At 63.3% G+C, this 16,106-nt stretch carries 15 protein-coding genes; 9 read left to right on the top strand and 6 right to left on the bottom strand.

What is annotated here, in order from left to right; genetic code table 11:
• The coding region (locus tag MOV74_RS13835; RefSeq protein ID WP_246922693.1) for a hypothetical protein at positions 1 to 202 on the bottom strand (202 nt) is incomplete at its 3' end.
• Positions 203 to 371: 169 nt separating this feature from the next.
• On the opposite strand from MOV74_RS13835, the gene MOV74_RS13830 reads away from it, so the two are divergent.
• Positions 372 to 797 carry a DUF1330 domain-containing protein gene (locus tag MOV74_RS13830; protein ID WP_246922690.1) on the top strand — a complete coding sequence of 142 codons (426 nt, stop codon included), beginning with the start codon at positions 372 to 374 and terminating at the stop codon, positions 795 to 797.
• Between the two features lie 239 nt (positions 798 to 1,036).
• On the opposite strand, the gene MOV74_RS13825 is transcribed toward MOV74_RS13830, so the two are convergent.
• From MOV74_RS13825 to MOV74_RS13815, 3 genes are all read right to left on the bottom strand, one after another.
• The gene (locus tag MOV74_RS13825) at positions 1,037 to 2,263 is read right to left on the bottom strand and encodes an ABC transporter substrate-binding protein (protein WP_246922685.1); all 1,227 of its coding nucleotides are present in this window, start codon (positions 2,261 to 2,263) and stop codon (positions 1,037 to 1,039) included.
• A gap of 258 nt (positions 2,264 to 2,521) precedes the next feature.
• Entirely contained in the window at positions 2,522 to 3,763 is a 1,242-nt protein-coding gene (locus tag MOV74_RS13820; protein ID WP_246922683.1) for an ABC transporter substrate-binding protein, read from the bottom strand.
• Positions 3,764 to 3,908: 145 nt separating this feature from the next.
• Positions 3,909 to 4,265 (bottom strand): DUF1304 domain-containing protein, encoded by a 357-nt coding sequence (locus MOV74_RS13815; protein WP_404979140.1) that lies wholly within the window; start codon positions 4,263 to 4,265, stop codon positions 3,909 to 3,911.
• Positions 4,266 to 4,364: 99 nt separating this feature from the next.
• On the opposite strand from MOV74_RS13815, the gene MOV74_RS13810 reads away from it, so the two are divergent.
• Positions 4,365 to 4,907, top strand: coding sequence for a methylated-DNA--[protein]-cysteine S-methyltransferase (locus MOV74_RS13810; RefSeq protein ID WP_246922679.1), 543 nt, complete (start codon positions 4,365 to 4,367; stop codon positions 4,905 to 4,907).
• Positions 4,908 to 5,004: 97 nt separating this feature from the next.
• On the opposite strand, the gene MOV74_RS13805 is transcribed toward MOV74_RS13810, so the two are convergent.
• A complete protein-coding gene (locus tag MOV74_RS13805; RefSeq protein WP_246922677.1) occupies positions 5,005 to 5,373 on the bottom strand; it encodes a nuclear transport factor 2 family protein in 369 nt (122 codons plus the stop codon).
• 202 nt (positions 5,374 to 5,575) lie between these two features.
• Between MOV74_RS13805 and MOV74_RS13800 the strand changes: the two genes are divergently transcribed.
• Positions 5,576 to 6,463 (top strand): LysR family transcriptional regulator, encoded by an 888-nt coding sequence (locus MOV74_RS13800; protein WP_246922674.1) that lies wholly within the window; start codon positions 5,576 to 5,578, stop codon positions 6,461 to 6,463.
• A 72-nt stretch (positions 6,464 to 6,535) separates the two neighbouring features.
• Here MOV74_RS13800 and MOV74_RS13795 read toward each other — a convergent pair whose 3' ends face one another.
• A complete protein-coding gene (locus MOV74_RS13795; protein ID WP_246922671.1) occupies positions 6,536 to 9,328 on the bottom strand; it encodes a [protein-PII] uridylyltransferase in 2,793 nt (930 codons plus the stop codon).
• 188 nt (positions 9,329 to 9,516) lie between these two features.
• Here MOV74_RS13795 and MOV74_RS13790 point away from each other — a divergent pair, with 188 nt between their 5' ends.
• The 6 genes from MOV74_RS13790 to MOV74_RS13765 all read left to right on the top strand — a co-directional run bounded on the left by MOV74_RS13790 (position 9,517) and on the right by MOV74_RS13765 (position 15,839).
• Positions 9,517 to 10,488: an aliphatic sulfonate ABC transporter substrate-binding protein gene (locus MOV74_RS13790; RefSeq protein WP_246922667.1), complete on the top strand. Its 972-nt coding sequence runs from the start codon at positions 9,517 to 9,519 to the stop codon at positions 10,486 to 10,488.
• Between the two features lie 107 nt (positions 10,489 to 10,595).
• Complete coding sequence (locus MOV74_RS13785; RefSeq protein ID WP_246922664.1) at positions 10,596 to 11,441, top strand: ABC transporter permease; 846 nt, start codon at positions 10,596 to 10,598, stop codon at positions 11,439 to 11,441.
• Positions 11,442 to 11,446: 5 nt separating this feature from the next.
• Complete coding sequence (locus MOV74_RS13780) at positions 11,447 to 12,232, top strand: ABC transporter ATP-binding protein (RefSeq protein WP_246922662.1); 786 nt, start codon at positions 11,447 to 11,449, stop codon at positions 12,230 to 12,232.
• Between the two features lie 55 nt (positions 12,233 to 12,287).
• Complete coding sequence (locus MOV74_RS13775; protein WP_246922660.1) at positions 12,288 to 12,797, top strand: OsmC family protein; 510 nt, start codon at positions 12,288 to 12,290, stop codon at positions 12,795 to 12,797.
• 180 nt (positions 12,798 to 12,977) lie between these two features.
• On the top strand, positions 12,978 to 13,784 hold the full coding sequence (locus MOV74_RS13770; RefSeq protein ID WP_246922658.1) for a hypothetical protein: 807 nt from the start codon (positions 12,978 to 12,980) through the stop codon (positions 13,782 to 13,784).
• A 378-nt stretch (positions 13,785 to 14,162) separates the two neighbouring features.
• Positions 14,163 to 15,839, top strand: a complete 1,677-nt coding sequence (locus MOV74_RS13765; protein WP_246922656.1) for a PAS domain-containing methyl-accepting chemotaxis protein — start codon at positions 14,163 to 14,165, stop codon at positions 15,837 to 15,839.
• Positions 15,840 to 16,106: the final 267 nt, after the last annotated feature.

Raw genomic sequence — 16,106 nt, 5'->3', positions numbered from 1 at the left:
GGCTGGCCGACGTCTTGCGCTCGCGCGGCGGCTCGTCGCCGGCATCCTCGCTCTTGCGCTTGGCGGATGATTTCGTCGATTTCTTCGGCTTGTCGTCGCCGCCGGGAATGCGATCCGCCGCGGTCAGGCGCAGATCGGCGAGCGCCGCGGGCAAGCCGAACAGCGGCTCCTTCCGCCCACCCTTTTTCTTTCCCAACCCCATACGCAAAACGCCCGGTCAGCCCGCCCCGCCGCACGCTAGCGGTCGCAGTTTAAGGCCCGGTTACCCCGACGTTAACGCGTGATTAGGAGATGGGGCATTCGCCCGCCGCAGTTCCGCTGATGAGGCGACGGCGCTAGGATTGCGGGCACAAAACAACAGGGAAACACGCATGGGCCATATCGATCCGACCAAGGAGATCTTCGCACAATTCCGGGACAATGACCGTCCCGGCCCGATCCACATGCTCAACCTGGTGCGCCTGCGCAAAGAAGCGGCCTATCCGGACGGACGCAAGGCGAGCGGCGCGGAGGCCTACGCAGCCTATGGCCGCGAGAGCGGGCCGGTGTTCGAACGCCTTGGCGGCCGGATCGTCTGGCAGGGCAGGTTCGAGCTGATGTTGATCGGTCCGCAGGACGAACGCTGGGACCATTGCTTCATCGCCGAATATCCAAGCGTCTCAGCCTTCGTCGAGATGATCCGCGATCCCGTCTATCGCGAAGCCGTCAAGCACCGCCAGGCCGCGGTGGAGGACTCACGGCTGATCCGGCACGCGGTGCTGCCGGTCGGGAAGAATTTTGGAGAGATACCGGCGTAGGGCGCGTTGCTCTCTCCCCGTCATCCTGAGGTGCGAGCGGCGCGATGCAATGCGTCGCGCCGGGAGCCTCGAAGGATGCACGGCCGCCTCGATGCTTCCGCGCTGCGACCAGCCGGGCCGTCGCCCTTCGAGGGCCGCCGAAGAGGCGGCCACCTCAGGGTGACGGTGAGGGATTTGAGTCGCGAACACAAAATCGGCGGCCCGAAGGCCGCCGATCGCATTTCAGAACCAGGCAACCACTAACCTGCCGGGCCCGCGTCTTCCAGGATCGGGCCGAACAGCTCCCAGCGCTCGCCGTTGAACTTCATCATCTGGAGCTGCTTGTTGACGCGATAGTCGGTTGGCGAGGTGTTGGCCTTGATGCCGGGCAGCGCGGTATCGCTGACGACGTCCTTCAGCGACGCCGCCTGCTTCATGACGTTCTCGCGCGTCAGATCGTCACCGCACTGCTTCAGCACATGGACCAGCAGCTGCGCCGTGCTGTAGCCGTAAGTGTTGAAGTTCGAGTCCTTGTCGCCATCCGGATAATACTTGGCCATGAAGTCGAAATACCTCTTCAGGCCGGCATCGTCCTTCCAGGTCGGATCGAGCGGTTCCTTGCCGTAATTGACGCTGATCAGGCCCTTGGCGGCGTCGAGGCCGGCCGGCTTCAGCACCGCGCCGACCGAGGTGGCGTTGATGTCGACGATCTGCACCGGATGCCAGCCCATCTCGGCGATCTTCTTGATCGCCTGCGCGGCCTGCTTCGGCGTGGTGGCGCTGAAGAACAGATCGGCGCCGGCGTCCTTGATCTTGAGGACCTGCGAATCGACGGTCGGATCGGACACTTCGTAGGACGCTTCGGTCACGATCATCTTGGCGGCCTTGTCGCCGAGGCCGGCCTTGATGCCGTTCAGATAGTCCTTGCCGAGGTCGTCGTTCTGATAGAGCACGCCGATCTTGGCGTTCGGATGCTCCTTCAGGATGTACTGTCCGTAGATGCGGCCCTCGACGAAGTAGTTCGGATTGAAGCCCATCGTCCAAGGATAGTTCTTCGGATCGGTGAAGCGCGAGGCGCCCGTTGCTGCGAACAGCTGCGGCACCTTCTTGGAATTGAGATATTTCTGCACGGCCGCGTTCACGGGCGTGCCGATGATCTGGAAGGTCAGCAGCACCTCGTCGCTCTCGACCAGCTTGCGGATCTGCTCCACGGCCTTCGGCGGCGAATAGGCGTCGTCATACTGGATCAGGTTGATCTTGCGGCCGTTGATGCCGCCCTGGTCGTTGATCATCTTGAAATAGGCGGCCTGGGTTTTGCCGATCGACGAATAGGCCGACGCCGGTCCCGAGAACGGCATGGTCTGGCCGACCTTGATCTCGGTGTCCGACGCGCCGGGATCATATTTCTTCTGGGCATTGGTCGCCGAGACCGACAGCGCCAAAGCGAGTGCCGTACCAGCGACCAGATGCAATAATCCGTTCCTCATTCGCAATTTCCTCGGTTTGTTATCTCGATGATCTTTCCGTTGCCGTGGCGGCAAGCGGGCGTCATCGCTGGGCCGCAGTGCGGCGGACGCTCTGCTGCAACGCAAGGCGGGTGAAACCCGCAGTTCGTAGGGTGGGTTAGCCGAAGGCGTAACCCACCACGTCTGTCGCCGCGGAGGCCGAAGAGGTGGGTTACGCCTCGCGGTTTGCGCTTCGCGCAATCCGCGGGGCTAACCCACCCTACGAGATCCGCCCTCGAGCTAACCCGCTGGGCCGTTGTCCTCGATGATCGGTCCGAACAGCTCCCAGCGTTCACCGTTGAACCGCATCATCTGCATCTGCTTGTTGACGCGATAGTCGTTCGGCCCGGTGTTGATCTTGATGCCGGGCAGCGCAAAGCTCGGGGTGAAGTCCTTGATGTTGGCGACCTGCTTCATCACGTTCTCACGCGACAGGTCGTCGCCGCACTGCTTCAGCACCTGCGTCAGCAGCTCGGCGACCGAATAAGCATAGGTGTTGACCGTGTTGAGCTTGTCGCCTTCGGGGAAATACTTGTCCATGAAGGCGAAGAACGCTTTCACGCCCGGATCGTCCTTCCACTGCGGATCGCTCGGCTCCTTGCCGTATTGGGTCGAGATGATGCCCTTGGAGATGTCGAGGCCGGCCGGCTTCAGCGTCGCCGAGATCGGGCTCGCATTGATGTCGAGGATGTGCACCGGGTTCCAGTTGAGCTCGGCCACCTTCTTGATGGCTTGCGCCGCGAACTTCGGCGTCGAGGCATCGTAGAAGAGATCCGCGCCCAGCGATTTCAGCTTGACCACCTGCGAGTCCACGGTCGGATCGGTAACCTCGTAGGACACCTCGCCGACGATCATGCTGGCGGCCTTGTCGCCGAGGCCGCTCTTGAGGCCGGCGAGATAGTCGCGGCCCATGTCGTCATTCTGGTAGAGCACGCCGATCTTGGCATTCGGATGCTCCTTGAGAATGTATTTGGCGTAGATCCGTCCCTCGGACACGTAGTTGGGATTATAGGCGATGGTCCATGGATAGTTTTGCGGATCGTTGAAGCGCGCCGCGCCGGTGGACGCCAGCAGCTGGGGGATCTTCTTGCCGTTGAGATATTTCTGCACGGCGGCGTTGGCGGCCGTGCCGATGATCTGGAAGGTGAACAACACCTCGTCGCCTTCGACGAGCTTGCGCACCTGCTCCACCGTCTTCGGCGGCGAATAAGCGTCGTCATATTGGATCAGATTGATCTTGCGGCCGTTGATGCCGCCCTGATCGTTGATCATCTTGAAGTAGGCGGCCTGGGTCTTGCCGATATTGGCGTAGACGGAGTAGGCGCCGGAGAACGGCACGGTCTGGCCGATCTTGATCTCGGTGTCGCTCGCCCCGGTGTCGTATTTCTTCTGGGCGAGGGCTTGGCTTACGAAGGCTTGGTTCGCGGAGAACGCGAAGGCGAGCGCCGCCGTGGCAGCTATGAAGGCTCTGCGATTGCTCATGTGGGTTGTTCCTCCTGACGGAATTTTCGGCCGACGGTCTTTTTCCGTTGATTGCAACGGTCGCCATCGCTGCCGAAGATTGTGGAGGAAGGTTCGCCGCCGCGCAAGGATCGCAACGCTGCGCCGTAGCGTCTCAGGTCGAGGGCTAGGCGAGGAACAAGGCAGCCAGCGCGACCGCCGCCGGCAGCGCCTGGACCATCAGGATGCGGCTGCTGACGGTCGCGGCGCCATAGGCGCCGGCCACGATCACGCAAAGCAGGAAGAACGCCTTGATCTGGAACGCGAAGGCCGGGTTGCCGTGGAGGAGACCCCAGATCAGGCCCGCGGCGAGGAAGCCGTTATAGAGCCCTTGATTGGCAGCCAGCACTTTCGTGATCTCGGCCTTCTCCGGCGTGTTGCGAAACACCTTCAGCCCCTGCGGCTTGTCCCAGAGGAACATCTCCAGGATCAGGAAGAAGACGTGCAGCGCGGCGACCAGCGCCACCAGGACATTGGCGATCAGGATCAAAGTCAGCTCCCCCCGAAGCGTCAGCTTTCGGGTGGACGTTAGCATGGCCGGCATGGCAAGTGCGATGGCGTGTTTCGATGTAATGGTGCCGTAATGGCCAGCCGACCAACCAAACTCTCTATTCGCTTCGGCCTCGATCGCCTGACGACGCCGATCGGAATCGCCTTGCTCGTCACCGATGCCGAGGGTGCGCTGCGCGCGCTCGACTGGGCAGACTACGAGCACCGCATGCGTGAGCTCCTGCGCCTGCACTATGGCGCAGTCGATCTGAGCGACCAGCCTGCGCCCGCGACCATGCGGACGGCGCTGTCGGGCTATTTCGAAGGCGATCTCGGTCAGCTCTCGAGCATCGGATGGCGCATCGCGGGCACGCCGTTCCAGCGGAAGGTCTGGACTGCGCTCGCGCAAATCCCTGCGGGCACCACCATGAGCTATGGCGCGCTCGCCGCAAAGATCGACACGCCAAAAGCCATTCGTGCCGTCGGCCACGCCAACGGCTCCAACCCGATCAGCGTGGTGCTGCCATGCCATCGGCTGATCGGCGCCGATGGTTCGCTGGTGAAATACGGCGGCGGCCTGGAGCGCAAGCGCTGGCTGCTGCGGCACGAGGGGGTGGAGGTTCGAAAGCCTGTTTGAGGAGGTGTGAGCGACAAGGAGCCTGCTTCAAGGTCTTGCCCCAGCGATGGGTCGTCGAGCGAATCTTCGGCTGCTGCCCCTGCTGTAGCCGAATCCATCAGATTTTCGACGTCATCACTTTCTGCACGATCTTCCAGGTCCCGCTCACCTTCAGGCATGACAAAAGGTCCGTGAAGCAACGCGGCGGAATGTGCAATTTCACTTTCAAGAGCGCGAGCTCGCCTTCAATATCGATTGACAGGATCTGATCATCCCGCTCGAAGCCCTGTTGCTTCGGAGCTTTCATGCTGCGGACCGCTCCTAGCCAGGTTGCAATCGGCGTCACGCCGACGTTGCCGTCTTCGGCGACCTTGGTCACGGAACTCAAGGAATGGAATATGGATGCAAACTTCTCAGCATCCATTTCATAGGCGGCATCGAAATAGGTCTGCGCGAGGGAGCGCAAGGCGGAAGCGTCCGTGTCCATCGTTATCCTCAAAGCTGTTTACACCGAACCCATTAAAGCGGCTCGGCCAACTGTGCCGAGCCTCGACCCCGCCTCACGTTCGGGACGTTACTGCAGGTCATCTCCTTGCTCGCGCAAAGATCTAAGGCAAACTGATTTATGAAACTAGACGACTTGCATGGCATGGGCTCGTGAGTGATATTCATGAATGATGACAAACGAAATGAACGAGCTCGCTGCGTTTGCAGTCGTAGCCAATGAGCGAAGCTTTACACGCGCTGCGATAAAGCTGGGTGTATCTCAGTCCGCGTTGAGCCACACCATCCGGAGGCTTGAGCAGCGGCTCGAGCTGAAGCTGCTCGCTCGAACAACCAAGAGCGTTGCGCCAACCGCTGCGGGGGCAGCTCTTTTGGAAGAATTGTCGCCGGCACTTGAGCAAATTCGTCATGCCATCGACAAAGCCCAAAGCGTTCGGCGCAGACCCGAAGGTCGCCTTCGAATTGTCATGTCACGATCCGCTGCCGTGATGGTATTGCTGCCGCGCCTCAGAGCCTTCGCCGAGACCTACCCTGACATCGTTCTGGACGTTGTCACCGTCACCGGACCTGTGGACCTTGTTGCAGGCGAGTTCGATGCCGGTATTCAGCTTGGCGAGTACATTCAAAAGGACATGATCGCGGTTCGTATCACGCCCGAGCTGCGATTGGCGGTCGTAGGGTCGCCACGCTATTTCGCATCACGACGCATCCCCGAAAAGCCAAAGGACCTCAGCGAACATCGGTGCATCACCCTGCGTCTTGCGGGTGGTCCTTATCGGTGGGAGTTCGAGCAGGGACGAAAGTCGGTCACGATCAACGTGAACGGCCCGCTCATCATTGACGATACTCACCTGGTGATTCAGGCGGCGCTCGCTGGAGTCGGTATCGGGATCGCCTATGAAGAGCAGGTCGCCGGATATGTTGCGCAACGCCGCCTTGTCAGGGTGCTGGAGGACTGGACGCCGCCGATTCCGGGCTTCTTCATGTATTATCCGAGTCGTCAGCATCAACCAGCCGCGCTGTCTGCACTGGTGAACACGCTACGATTCTCTGAGCAAAAGTCGGTGCGATGATTGGCGCCTCGATCTCTCCCCTCATCAATCCGGGATGCCGCGCATCGGCGAGCCCGGAATGACGGCACGAGATCACGCCGCCGGCGCGGCAACCGCCTTGTCGCCGGCCATCACATGGGTCAGCGCGCTCTTGATCGCAGCCTGCCGGGTCGGCGCGCTGATCTGTGCACCCAGGAGGTCGGTGACGTAGAAAACGTCACGCGCGCGCTCGCCGAAGGTCGCAACATGGGCTGACGCAATGTTGAGATTGAGCTTCGAGATTGCGGTGGTCAGCTCGTAGAGCAGGCCGGGGCGATCAAGGCCGGAGACCTCGATCACCGTGTAGCGGTCGGACCATTGGTTGTTGATGGTCACTTCCGGCTCGATCACGAAGGGCCGCGCCTTGCTGCGCACGGTGCGCCGCGCCACCACTTCGGGCAGGCGCAACTTGCCTTCGAGTACGTCCTCGATCATCTCGCCGATGCGCGTGGCGCGGCGGCCCTCGTCCTCGTCGCGGTCGTACTCCCGGGAGATCGAGATCGTGTCGAGCGCGCGGCCGTCGGTCGTGGTGTAGATCTGGGCGTCGACGATGTTGGCGCCGGCCGAGGCGCACGCGCCGGCGATGATCGACAGCAGCCAGGGATGGTCGGCCGCGAAGATCGTCAGCTCGGTGACGCCGCGCACCTCGTCGAAGCCGACATTGATCGCGAGCTTGTGGCCGGCCTGCTCGCTGGAGCGGACGAAGCGGGCGTGACGGATCTTGCGTGGCAGCTCGACCTTGAGCCAATAGGCCGGATAGTGCCGGCCGATATAGGCATCGAGCTCGTCCTCCGGCCATTCGGCGAAGGCCATGCGGAATTCGGCATAGGCCGCGGCGAGACGCTTGCCGCGATCGACCTCCGAGAAGCCGCCGGTCAGCACCGGCTCGGTCTCGTAGTAGAGTGAGCGTAGCAGCTGCGCCTTCCAGCCGTTCCACACGCCGGGACCGACGCCGCGGATGTCGGCCGTGGTCAGGATGGTCAGCAGCTTCATCTGTTCGACCGACTGCACCACGGCGGCGAAATTCTCGATGGTCTTGCGATCCGAGAGGTCGCGCGACTGCGCGACCGTGGACATCGTCAGGTGCTCCTCGATCAGCCAGGCGATGAGCTCGGTGTCGGCCGGGCTGAAGCCGAGCCGCGGGCAGAGCCGGCGCGCCACCTTGGCGCCGGCGATCGAGTGATCTTCCGGCCGGCCCTTGGCGACGTCATGCAGCAGCGTCGCGATATAGATCACCGCGCGGTGCTCGGGCCGGGACTTGCGCATGAGGTCGCTGGCGAGCGCGAATTCCTCGACGCCGCCACGCTCGATGTCCTGCAGGAAGCCGATGCAGCGGATCAGATGCTCGTCGACCGTGTAGTGATGATACATGTTGAACTGCATCATCGAGACGATCTTGCCGAAGGCGCGGATGAACTGGCCGAGCACGCCGGTCTCGTTCATCCGCCGCAGCACGATCTCGGCGTTGTCCGAGGTCAGGATCTCCATGAACAGCCGGTTGGCCTCGGGATTTTCGCGAAGCTGCGCGTTGATCAGGCCAAGCGACCGCGTCACGTCGCGCATCGCATCCGGGTGGAAGGCGAGGTTGTTCTTCTGCGCCAGGCGGAAGATGCGGATCAGATTGACCGGATCGTGCTTGAACACGTCGGGCGCTGCAACGTTGATGCGGTTGTTGTCGACGATGAAGTCGTCGCTGTCGGGGACGCGCCGCTTCACCGCGGTCGGCCGCAGCCGCGCCATCATCCGGCTCAGCACCGGCGCGGGCTTGGCCTGCTGGTCCTCGAGCTTGGCGCAGAGGATGGCGGTGAGGTTGCCGACCTCCTTGGCGACCAGGAAGTAGTGCTTCATGAAGCGCTCGACGTCCTGCATGCCGGGATGCGAGGTGTAGCCGAGCCGGACCGCGATCTCGCGCTGGAGGTCGAAGGAGAGGCGCTCTTCGGCGCGGCCGGAGTAAAAGTGCAGATTGCAGCGCACCGACCAGAGGAAATCGGCGCAGCGGCGGAAGCTGCGATATTCCTGCGCGTCGAACACGCCGCGTTCGACCAGCTCGCTGGTGTCGCGCACGCGGTAGACATATTTGGCAATCCAGAACAGCGTGTGCAGGTCGCGCAAGGCCCCCTTGCCATCCTTGACGTTGGGTTCGACCAGGTAGCGCGACTGGCCGCCGCGGCGATGCCGCTCCTCGCGCTCGGCGAGCTTTGCGGTGACGAATTCCGATGCGGTGCCCTGGACCACCTCCTTGTCGAAGCGCGCGACCAGCTCGTCATAGAGTGGCTTGTCGCCGGTGAGGAAGCGCGTCTCCAGGATCGCGGTGCGGATGGTCATGTCGCCGCGCGCCTGCCGGATCGATTCGTCGACCGAACGCGTGGCGTGACCGACCTTCAGCCCCATGTCCCAGAGGCAATAGAGGATGGCTTCGGCGACCTGCTCGCCCCAGGCGGTCTGCTTGTAGGGCAGGATGAACAGGAGATCGATGTCGGATTCGGGCGCCATCAGACCGCGGCCATAGCCGCCGGTCGCGACCACCGCCATGCGCTCGGCGCCGCTCGGGATCGGCGAGCGGTAAAGATGCCGGGTCGCCGCCGAATACAGAATGCGGATGATCTCGTCCTGGACGTGACACAGCCGCTCGGCGCAGTGACGGCCGTGGCGGTCCTTCAAAAGGATTTCCTGTGCCGCGGCGCGTGCGGCGATCAGCTCGGCCTTGAGCAATTGTGCCATGGCGGTGCGGAACGCGTCTTCGCGTCCCTGATGCTTTTCGGCAAGCGCATCGACCGCGGCGGTGATCCGCGCCGTGTCGAAACGATCGTCCATCTCGGCCTTGTGCTCAGTCGCGACGCTGTCCATGCCTCACCGGATATAAGAGGTGACAGGCGCTGTCACCCGCCATTCTCTGGCAATAGTCGTTCCATGCTGGAAAGCTGCGGCTTGGGACAAATCTGTTCTCGGCCGGCGGGTCTTCAAGGGACGGATTTTCTCGTTGATTTCTAGATATAACTCATTGAAAAACAATGAGGTTTTTGAGGAGGCTGGGCATGACCGGGATGATACGACGTATTCTGCTGGCGGGAGCGGTTGCGCTCGCCATGACCCAAGCGGCAAAGGCGGCGGATCCGCTCAAGGAAATCCGCATCGACTGGGCGACCTACAATCCGGTGTCGATGGTCCTGAAGCAGAAGGGGCTGCTCGAGAAGGAGTTCGCCAAGGACGGTATCACCGTCACCTGGGTGCAGTCGGCCGGGTCCAACAAGGCGCTCGAATTCCTCAATGCGGGCTCGATCGATTTCGGCTCGACCGCGGGCTCGGCGGCGCTGGTGGCGAAGATCAACGGCAACCCGATCAAGTCGATCTACGTCTATTCGCGTCCCGAGTGGACCGCGCTGGTGACGGGCAAGGACTCCAAGATTGCTAGCGTGGCCGATCTCAAAGGCAAGCGCGTCGCGGTGACGCGCGGCACCGATCCGCACATCTTCCTGGTGCGCGCGCTGCTTGGCGCCGGCCTGACCGAGAAGGACATCACGCCGGTGCTGCTCCAGCACGCCGACGGCAAGACCGCGCTGATCCGCGGTGACGTCGATGCCTGGGCCGGCCTCGATCCGATGATGGCGCAGGCCGAGGTCGAGGAAGGCGCAAAGTTGTTCTACCGCAAGGCCGACGCGAACACCTGGGGCATCCTCAATGTGCGCGAGCAGTTTTTGAAGGACCATCCGGATGCGGCCCGCCGCGTGCTCGCGGTGTACGAGGAGGCGCGCAAATATTCGCTGGCGAATTACGACGAGCTGAAAAAGACCTTCATCGCCGTCACAAAGCTGCCTGAGGCTGTCGTCGACAAGCAGCTCAAGGAGCGCACCGAGCTCACCCATAGCCGGATCGGCGCGCCCCAGCGCGAGTCGATCCTCGCCGCCGGCCTCGCGCTGCAACAGGCCGGCGTCGTCGATGCCAAAGTCGACGTGAAGGCGACGCTGGATACCCTGATCGACGACCAGGTTCCGCTGCCGACGAATTGAGGTTGGTCTTGTAGCCCGGATGGAGCGAAGCGAAATCCGGGCTACGGAGGCTCAGGCGCGGCAATAGTAGTGTTGCAATCCCTGATCAGACGCGCTTCCTACCGGCCATGATCTCCGACGCGCCAGTCCTGCAACAAGCTTCCGAACCGGCCGAAAGCGTTGCCGCGCCTCCGCGGCTGTTGCGCTATGCGCGGCCGCTGCTTGGGGTATTGCTGCCGCTGACGCTCGCGCTCGGTTGGGAACTCGTGGTCTGGCTCGGCTGGTCCAACGGCCGGCTGGTGCCGCCGCCCTCGCGCATCTTTGCCACCATCGCCGAACTCGCCCATTCAGGCGAGCTGGTCCGCCACATTACCGCGACGCTGTGGCGCGTCGCGCTCGGCTTCGCGTTCGGCGTGGTCGCAGGCACGTTGCTGGGAGCCATCTCCGGCTATTGGTCGCTCGCCCGCCGGCTGCTCGATCCGACCGTGCAAGCGCTGCGCGCCATCCCCTCGCTCGCCTGGGTGCCGCTGTTCATCCTCTGGCTCGGCATCTTCGAGACCTCGAAGGTCGCGCTGATCGCGGTCGGCGTGTTCTTCCCGGTCTATCTCGGCGTGATGGGCGCGATCCTTTCGGTCGACCGCAAGATCGTGGAGGTCGGTCGCACCTTCCGCCTGTCCGGCCCGGCGATGATCCGCCGCATCCTGTTGCCCGCCGTGTTGCCGGCCTATGTCGTGTCCTTGCGCGTCGGGCTCGGCCTCGGCTGGATGTTCGTCGTGGCGGCCGAGCTGATCGGCGCCTCCGAAGGTCTCGGTTATCTCCTGCTCGACGGCCAGCAGCTCGGCAAGCCCGCGCAGATCCTGGCCGCGATCGTGATCTTCGCCATCCTCGGCAAGCTCACCGACTGGCTCATCGAGGTCGCGGCCGCACCGTTCCTGCGCTGGCAGGATGCCTTCGTCCGCGCGAAGGGAGCTTAAAGGCGATGCTGGCGCTCGACCGGGTCAGCAAGACCTATCCCAACGGTGTCCAGGCTCTGGCGCGCTTCTCCGCCGAGATCAGGCAAGGCGAGATCGTCGCCATTATCGGCGGCTCCGGCTGCGGCAAGTCGACATTGCTCCGCGCCGTCGCCGGTCTCGACCGCGCCAGCTCGGGCACCGTGACGCTCGACAATGAGGCGATCAGTTCGCCCCATGCCAAGATCGGCATCATCTTCCAGGAGCCCAGGCTTTTGCCCTGGCTCAGCGTCGCCGAGAATATCGGCTTTGGCCTTGCCGATCTGCCCGCGGCTGAGCGGCGCGAGAAGGTGGCGCGTGCGCTCGAGCGGGTCGGGCTGGCCGAGAAGGCGCAGGCCTGGCCGCGCGAACTCTCCGGCGGACAGGCGCAGCGCGTCGCGATCGCCCGCGCATTGGTGCCGCAGCCGGAGGTGCTCTTGCTCGACGAGCCGTTCTCCGCGCTCGACGCCTTCACCCGCCGCGACCTTCAGGATCATCTGCTCGACCTCTGGGCCGATACGCGGCCGACGCTCATCCTGGTCACGCATGACGTCGACGAGGCCGTGGTGCTGGCCGACCGCGTGCTGGTGATGCGGCCGCGACCGGGGCGGCTGTTCGACCAGATCGAGATCAATCTCGGCCGGCCGCGCGACCGCAACTCGCCGTTGTTCGAGAATTTCAAGCGAAGTGTGCTGACGTCACTCGACCGTTCGCTCGACCGCAGCGTGCCTGACCGTGACGCAACCCAGGGTCCCGGTCAGGCCATGTGGTGGTGACAATTTCTCTCCGAGCCGGTACATCGAAGGGCGATTATTCCGGGAGAGAACGAACATGGACGCTGCAGAGCTGCGCCAGATGCAGGCTCCGATCAAGGAGCGCTACAAGACCGACCCCAAGACCGCGCTGATCACGCTGAAGGCCAAGGGCTCCACCGATGGCGAAGGCATCGCCTGCAAGGTCGAGACCGGCCGCGCCATCGCAACGGCGGGCCTGCATCCGGCGACCGGCGGCTCCGGCCTCGAGCTCTGTTCCGGCGACATGCTCCTCGAAGCATTGGTCGCCTGTGCCGGTGTCACGTTGAAATCGGTTGCGACCGCGATCGAGGTGCCCTTGAAGACCGGCAACGTCTATGCCGAGGGCGATCTCGATTTCCGCGGCACGCTCGGCGTCGACAAGGAGACGCCGGTCGGCTTCGCCGAGATCCGTCTGCGCTTCGAGGTCGACACCGATGCGCCGCAGGACAAGCTCGATCTCCTGCTCAAGCTGACCGAGCGCTATTGCGTGGTCTATCAGACCATCAAGAACGGCCCGAAGGTGTCGGTATCGATGCAGCGGATGTGAGGCGAGAAGCGCAGCACGACAATCGGTGTCGTCCCGGGCGCGCCGCTTGGCGCGAGCCCGGGACCCATAACCCCAGGCCGTCGTGATTTCAGACGGCCGTTGTTCCAGCTCCTACACCCATTACGGCCTGTGGTTATGGATTCCGGGCTCGCGCTTCGCGCGCCCGGAATGGCAGATAGAATGTCCCTCGACCTTCACTTCCTCCTCTTCCTCCTCCTGCGCATGGCGATCTCCGCGGCGTTCGTCGTGACGGCGTCGATCATCACCGAACGCGCCGGCCCGGTGATCGGCGCGCTGGTCGCGACCTTGCCGATCTCGGCCGGCCCGTCCTACGTCTTCCTCGCACTCGATCACGACGCCGCCTTCATCGCGCAAGGCTCGCTGGCGAGTCTTCCGATCAACGCGGCAACGATCTTCATGTGCCTCACTTATGTCGTGCTGGCGCAGCGGCACAGTCTTCTGGTGAGTGGTGGAAGCGCGGTCGCGGTCTGGATCGTGCTTGCTACGATCATTCGACGGTTCGACTGGTCGCTCACCGCCGGACTGGCTGCGAATCTGATCGCCTTCGGCATCTGCATTCCGCTGCTGGCCGGCTATCGCCATGTGAAGATGCCGCTGGTGACGCGCCGCTGGTATGACGTGCCGATGCGGGCCGCATTGGTCGCGACCCTCGTCGCGATCGTGGTCTCGACCTCGGGCTGGGTCGGTCCCCGCATCAGCGGCATCATCGCGCTGTACCCTGTCGTGTTCACCAGCATCATGGTGATCCTGCATCCGCGTATCGGCGGCCCGCCGACCGCCGCGGTGCTCGCCAACTCCGCCTGGGGGCTGCTCGGGTTCGGTACGGCAATCGCTGTTCTGCACGTTGCAGTGGTGTCGTTCGGCTCTGCCGTCGGTCTGTGTCTCGCGCTCGGCACCTGCATCGGCTGGAATCTGACGCTGTGGGGGATCGGCCGGCGGGCGATGCACAAGGCGCACAGACCGTGAGAGTACGGATCAGTGCGACGTCGCGTCGCGATAAGTCGCGTCCGGCACGTCGATCTCATGCTCGAGGGCACGCGGCATACTCACAAGCCATTGAATGAGATGCGTCATTTCAAATGGTGCCGCCGATCGGGACTGATCGCGAGGGGGGCGAGGTCGTTTCAGCTCCCGCCGCTTTCCGAGACTTCTATTAGAACTTTGTTCGAGCTTTTACCTTAGGAATGATCCTGCGTACCCGCTTCCGCCGTCGTCGGCGCGAACTCGTCCGCGCTGCATCCGAGTGCAGGGACTCGCGGCAATTGTAATTTGAGTACGGCTGTTTCGCCGCGACGGTCGCTCCCCCTGCAGCTGTCAACGTAATTTCGAGATGGAGATCCCTTGATGTTCGGTCGCAAGTCCCAGATTGATGCCCAAGCACGGCTTGATGCGATCGGCCGCTCCCAGGCCATGATCGAATTCAATCTGGATGGCACGATTATCACGGCCAACAAGAACTTTCTCGACGCCCTCGGCTATCAGCTTGACGAGATCCAGGGCAAGCACCATTCCATGTTCGTGCCGGCCGACCAGCGCGACGGCGCGGAGTACAAGGCGTTCTGGGCTGCACTGAACCGTGGCGAGAGTCAGGCGCGCGAGTTCAAGCGGATCGGCAAGGGCGGCCGCGAAGTCTGGATCGAAGCATCCTACAATCCGGTGCTCGACGGCAATGGCAAGACGGTGATGGTCGCCAAGATTGCGACCGACATCACCGCGAAAAAGATGCGGAGCATGACCGATGCTTCGAAGATCGCCGCCATCAGCCGCGCCCAGGCCGTGATCGAGTTCAGGCTCGACGGCACCATCGTCACTGCCAACGAGAATTTCTGCAAGGCGCTAGGCTATTCGTTTTCCGAGATCGAGGGCAAGCATCATAGCCTGTTCGTGGCCGAGGCCGACCGCAACGGCGCGGCCTATCGCGAATTCTGGGCTGCGCTCAACCGCGGCGACTACCAGGCCGGCGAGTTCAAGCGTATCGGCAAGGGCGGCAAGGAGGTGTGGATTCTCGCTTCCTACAATCCGCTGCTCGACGAGACGGGCAAGCCGTACGGCGTCGTCAAGTTCGCGACCGACGTGACTGCGGAGAAGCTGAAGAACGCCGATCTCGCCGGTCAGATCGCGGCCATCGACAAGGCGCAGGCCGTGATCGAGTTCAATATGGACGGCACGATCATCGCCGCGAATGCCAATTTCCTCGGCGCGCTCGGCTATTCGCTGGCCGAGATCAAGGGCAAGCATCACAGCATGTTCGTCGAGCCCAGCGAGCGCGATGGCGCCGCCTATCGCGAGTTCTGGGCCGCGCTCAACCGCGGCCAATACCAGGCGGCCGAATACAAGCGCATCGGCAAGGGCGGCAAGGAGGTCTACATCCAGGCGTCCTACAACCCGATCCTCGATCTCAACGGCAAGCCGTTCAAGGTCGTCAAATATGCCACCGACACCACGCGGCAGGTGCTGGTCCGCATGGGCAACGAGCGCGTGCGCGGCATGATGGAATCGGTCGCCGCGGGCTCGGAGGAGCTGAACGCGTCAGTGCGGGAGATCTCCGAGGCGATGACCAAATCCCGCGAGACCGCGATGAGCGCGGTGGAGCAGGTTGCTTCCGCCGACGCTCAGGCTCAGCGCCTCACCGAGGCGGCGCAATCGATGAGTGGCATCGTCGAGATGATCAACAGCATTACCGGCCAGATCAACCTGCTGGCGCTGAACGCCACGATCGAATCCGCCCGTGCCGGCGAAGCTGGCCGCGGCTTTGCCGTGGTCGCCTCCGAAGTGAAGAGCCTCGCCAATCAGGCCAAGCAGGCCACCGACAAGATCGGCCAGGAGATCGGCAGCCTCAACGGCATCTCCGGCGACGTCGTCAGCGCGCTCGGCTCGATCAAGCAGGCGATCAACAATGTCAGCGAGTACGTCACATCGACCGCCGCCGCGGTCGAGGAGCAGAGCACGGTGACGAACGAGATGTCGACCAGCATGCAGCGCGCCGCCGCGGAGGCGGCCGCGATCGCGGCGAGGGCGTAGTTGGAATCGTAGGGTGGGCAAAGGCGCGCTCTTCGCGCGCCGTGCCCACCATTCCGAAGACGTGGGCACGGCGCTTGCGCGCCTTTGCCCACCCTACGGCACCATCACTGCTTCGGCAGCTTGGCCTTCAACGCATAGAGCGCATCGAGCGCCTCGCGCGGGGACATCTCGTCGGGGTGCAGCGCCTTCACCGCTTCCATCAGCAGCTCGGCCTCGCTCGGCGGCGCGGCTTCAGCCGCGGCGCGCGAGGGCACGGCGAAGAGCGGC

Source organism: Bradyrhizobium sp. SHOUNA76 (genome assembly GCF_023006445.1).
In the GTDB taxonomy this organism is placed as follows: Bacteria; Pseudomonadota; Alphaproteobacteria; order Rhizobiales; family Xanthobacteraceae; genus Bradyrhizobium.
Note: the sequence above shows the minus strand (reverse complement) of the source record. Positions and strands in the feature narration are given on the sequence as shown.

Coding starts and splice junctions, on each gene's coding strand:
- MOV74_RS13830 (WP_246922690.1), top strand. CDS start 372: ATGGGCCATATCGATCCGACCAAGGAGATCTTCGCACAATTCCGGGAC.
- MOV74_RS13825 (WP_246922685.1), bottom strand. CDS start 2,263: ATGAGGAACGGATTATTGCATCTGGTCGCTGGTACGGCACTCGCTTTG.
- MOV74_RS13820 (WP_246922683.1), bottom strand. CDS start 3,763: ATGAGCAATCGCAGAGCCTTCATAGCTGCCACGGCGGCGCTCGCCTTC.
- MOV74_RS13810 (WP_246922679.1), top strand. CDS start 4,365: ATGGCCAGCCGACCAACCAAACTCTCTATTCGCTTCGGCCTCGATCGC.
- MOV74_RS13805 (WP_246922677.1), bottom strand. CDS start 5,373: ATGGACACGGACGCTTCCGCCTTGCGCTCCCTCGCGCAGACCTATTTC.
- MOV74_RS13800 (WP_246922674.1), top strand. CDS start 5,576: ATGAACGAGCTCGCTGCGTTTGCAGTCGTAGCCAATGAGCGAAGCTTT.
- MOV74_RS13795 (WP_246922671.1), bottom strand. CDS start 9,328: ATGGACAGCGTCGCGACTGAGCACAAGGCCGAGATGGACGATCGTTTC.
- MOV74_RS13790 (WP_246922667.1), top strand. CDS start 9,517: ATGACCGGGATGATACGACGTATTCTGCTGGCGGGAGCGGTTGCGCTC.
- MOV74_RS13785 (WP_246922664.1), top strand. CDS start 10,596: ATGATCTCCGACGCGCCAGTCCTGCAACAAGCTTCCGAACCGGCCGAA.
- MOV74_RS13780 (WP_246922662.1), top strand. CDS start 11,447: ATGCTGGCGCTCGACCGGGTCAGCAAGACCTATCCCAACGGTGTCCAG.
- MOV74_RS13775 (WP_246922660.1), top strand. CDS start 12,288: ATGGACGCTGCAGAGCTGCGCCAGATGCAGGCTCCGATCAAGGAGCGC.
- MOV74_RS13770 (WP_246922658.1), top strand. CDS start 12,978: ATGTCCCTCGACCTTCACTTCCTCCTCTTCCTCCTCCTGCGCATGGCG.
- MOV74_RS13765 (WP_246922656.1), top strand. CDS start 14,163: ATGTTCGGTCGCAAGTCCCAGATTGATGCCCAAGCACGGCTTGATGCG.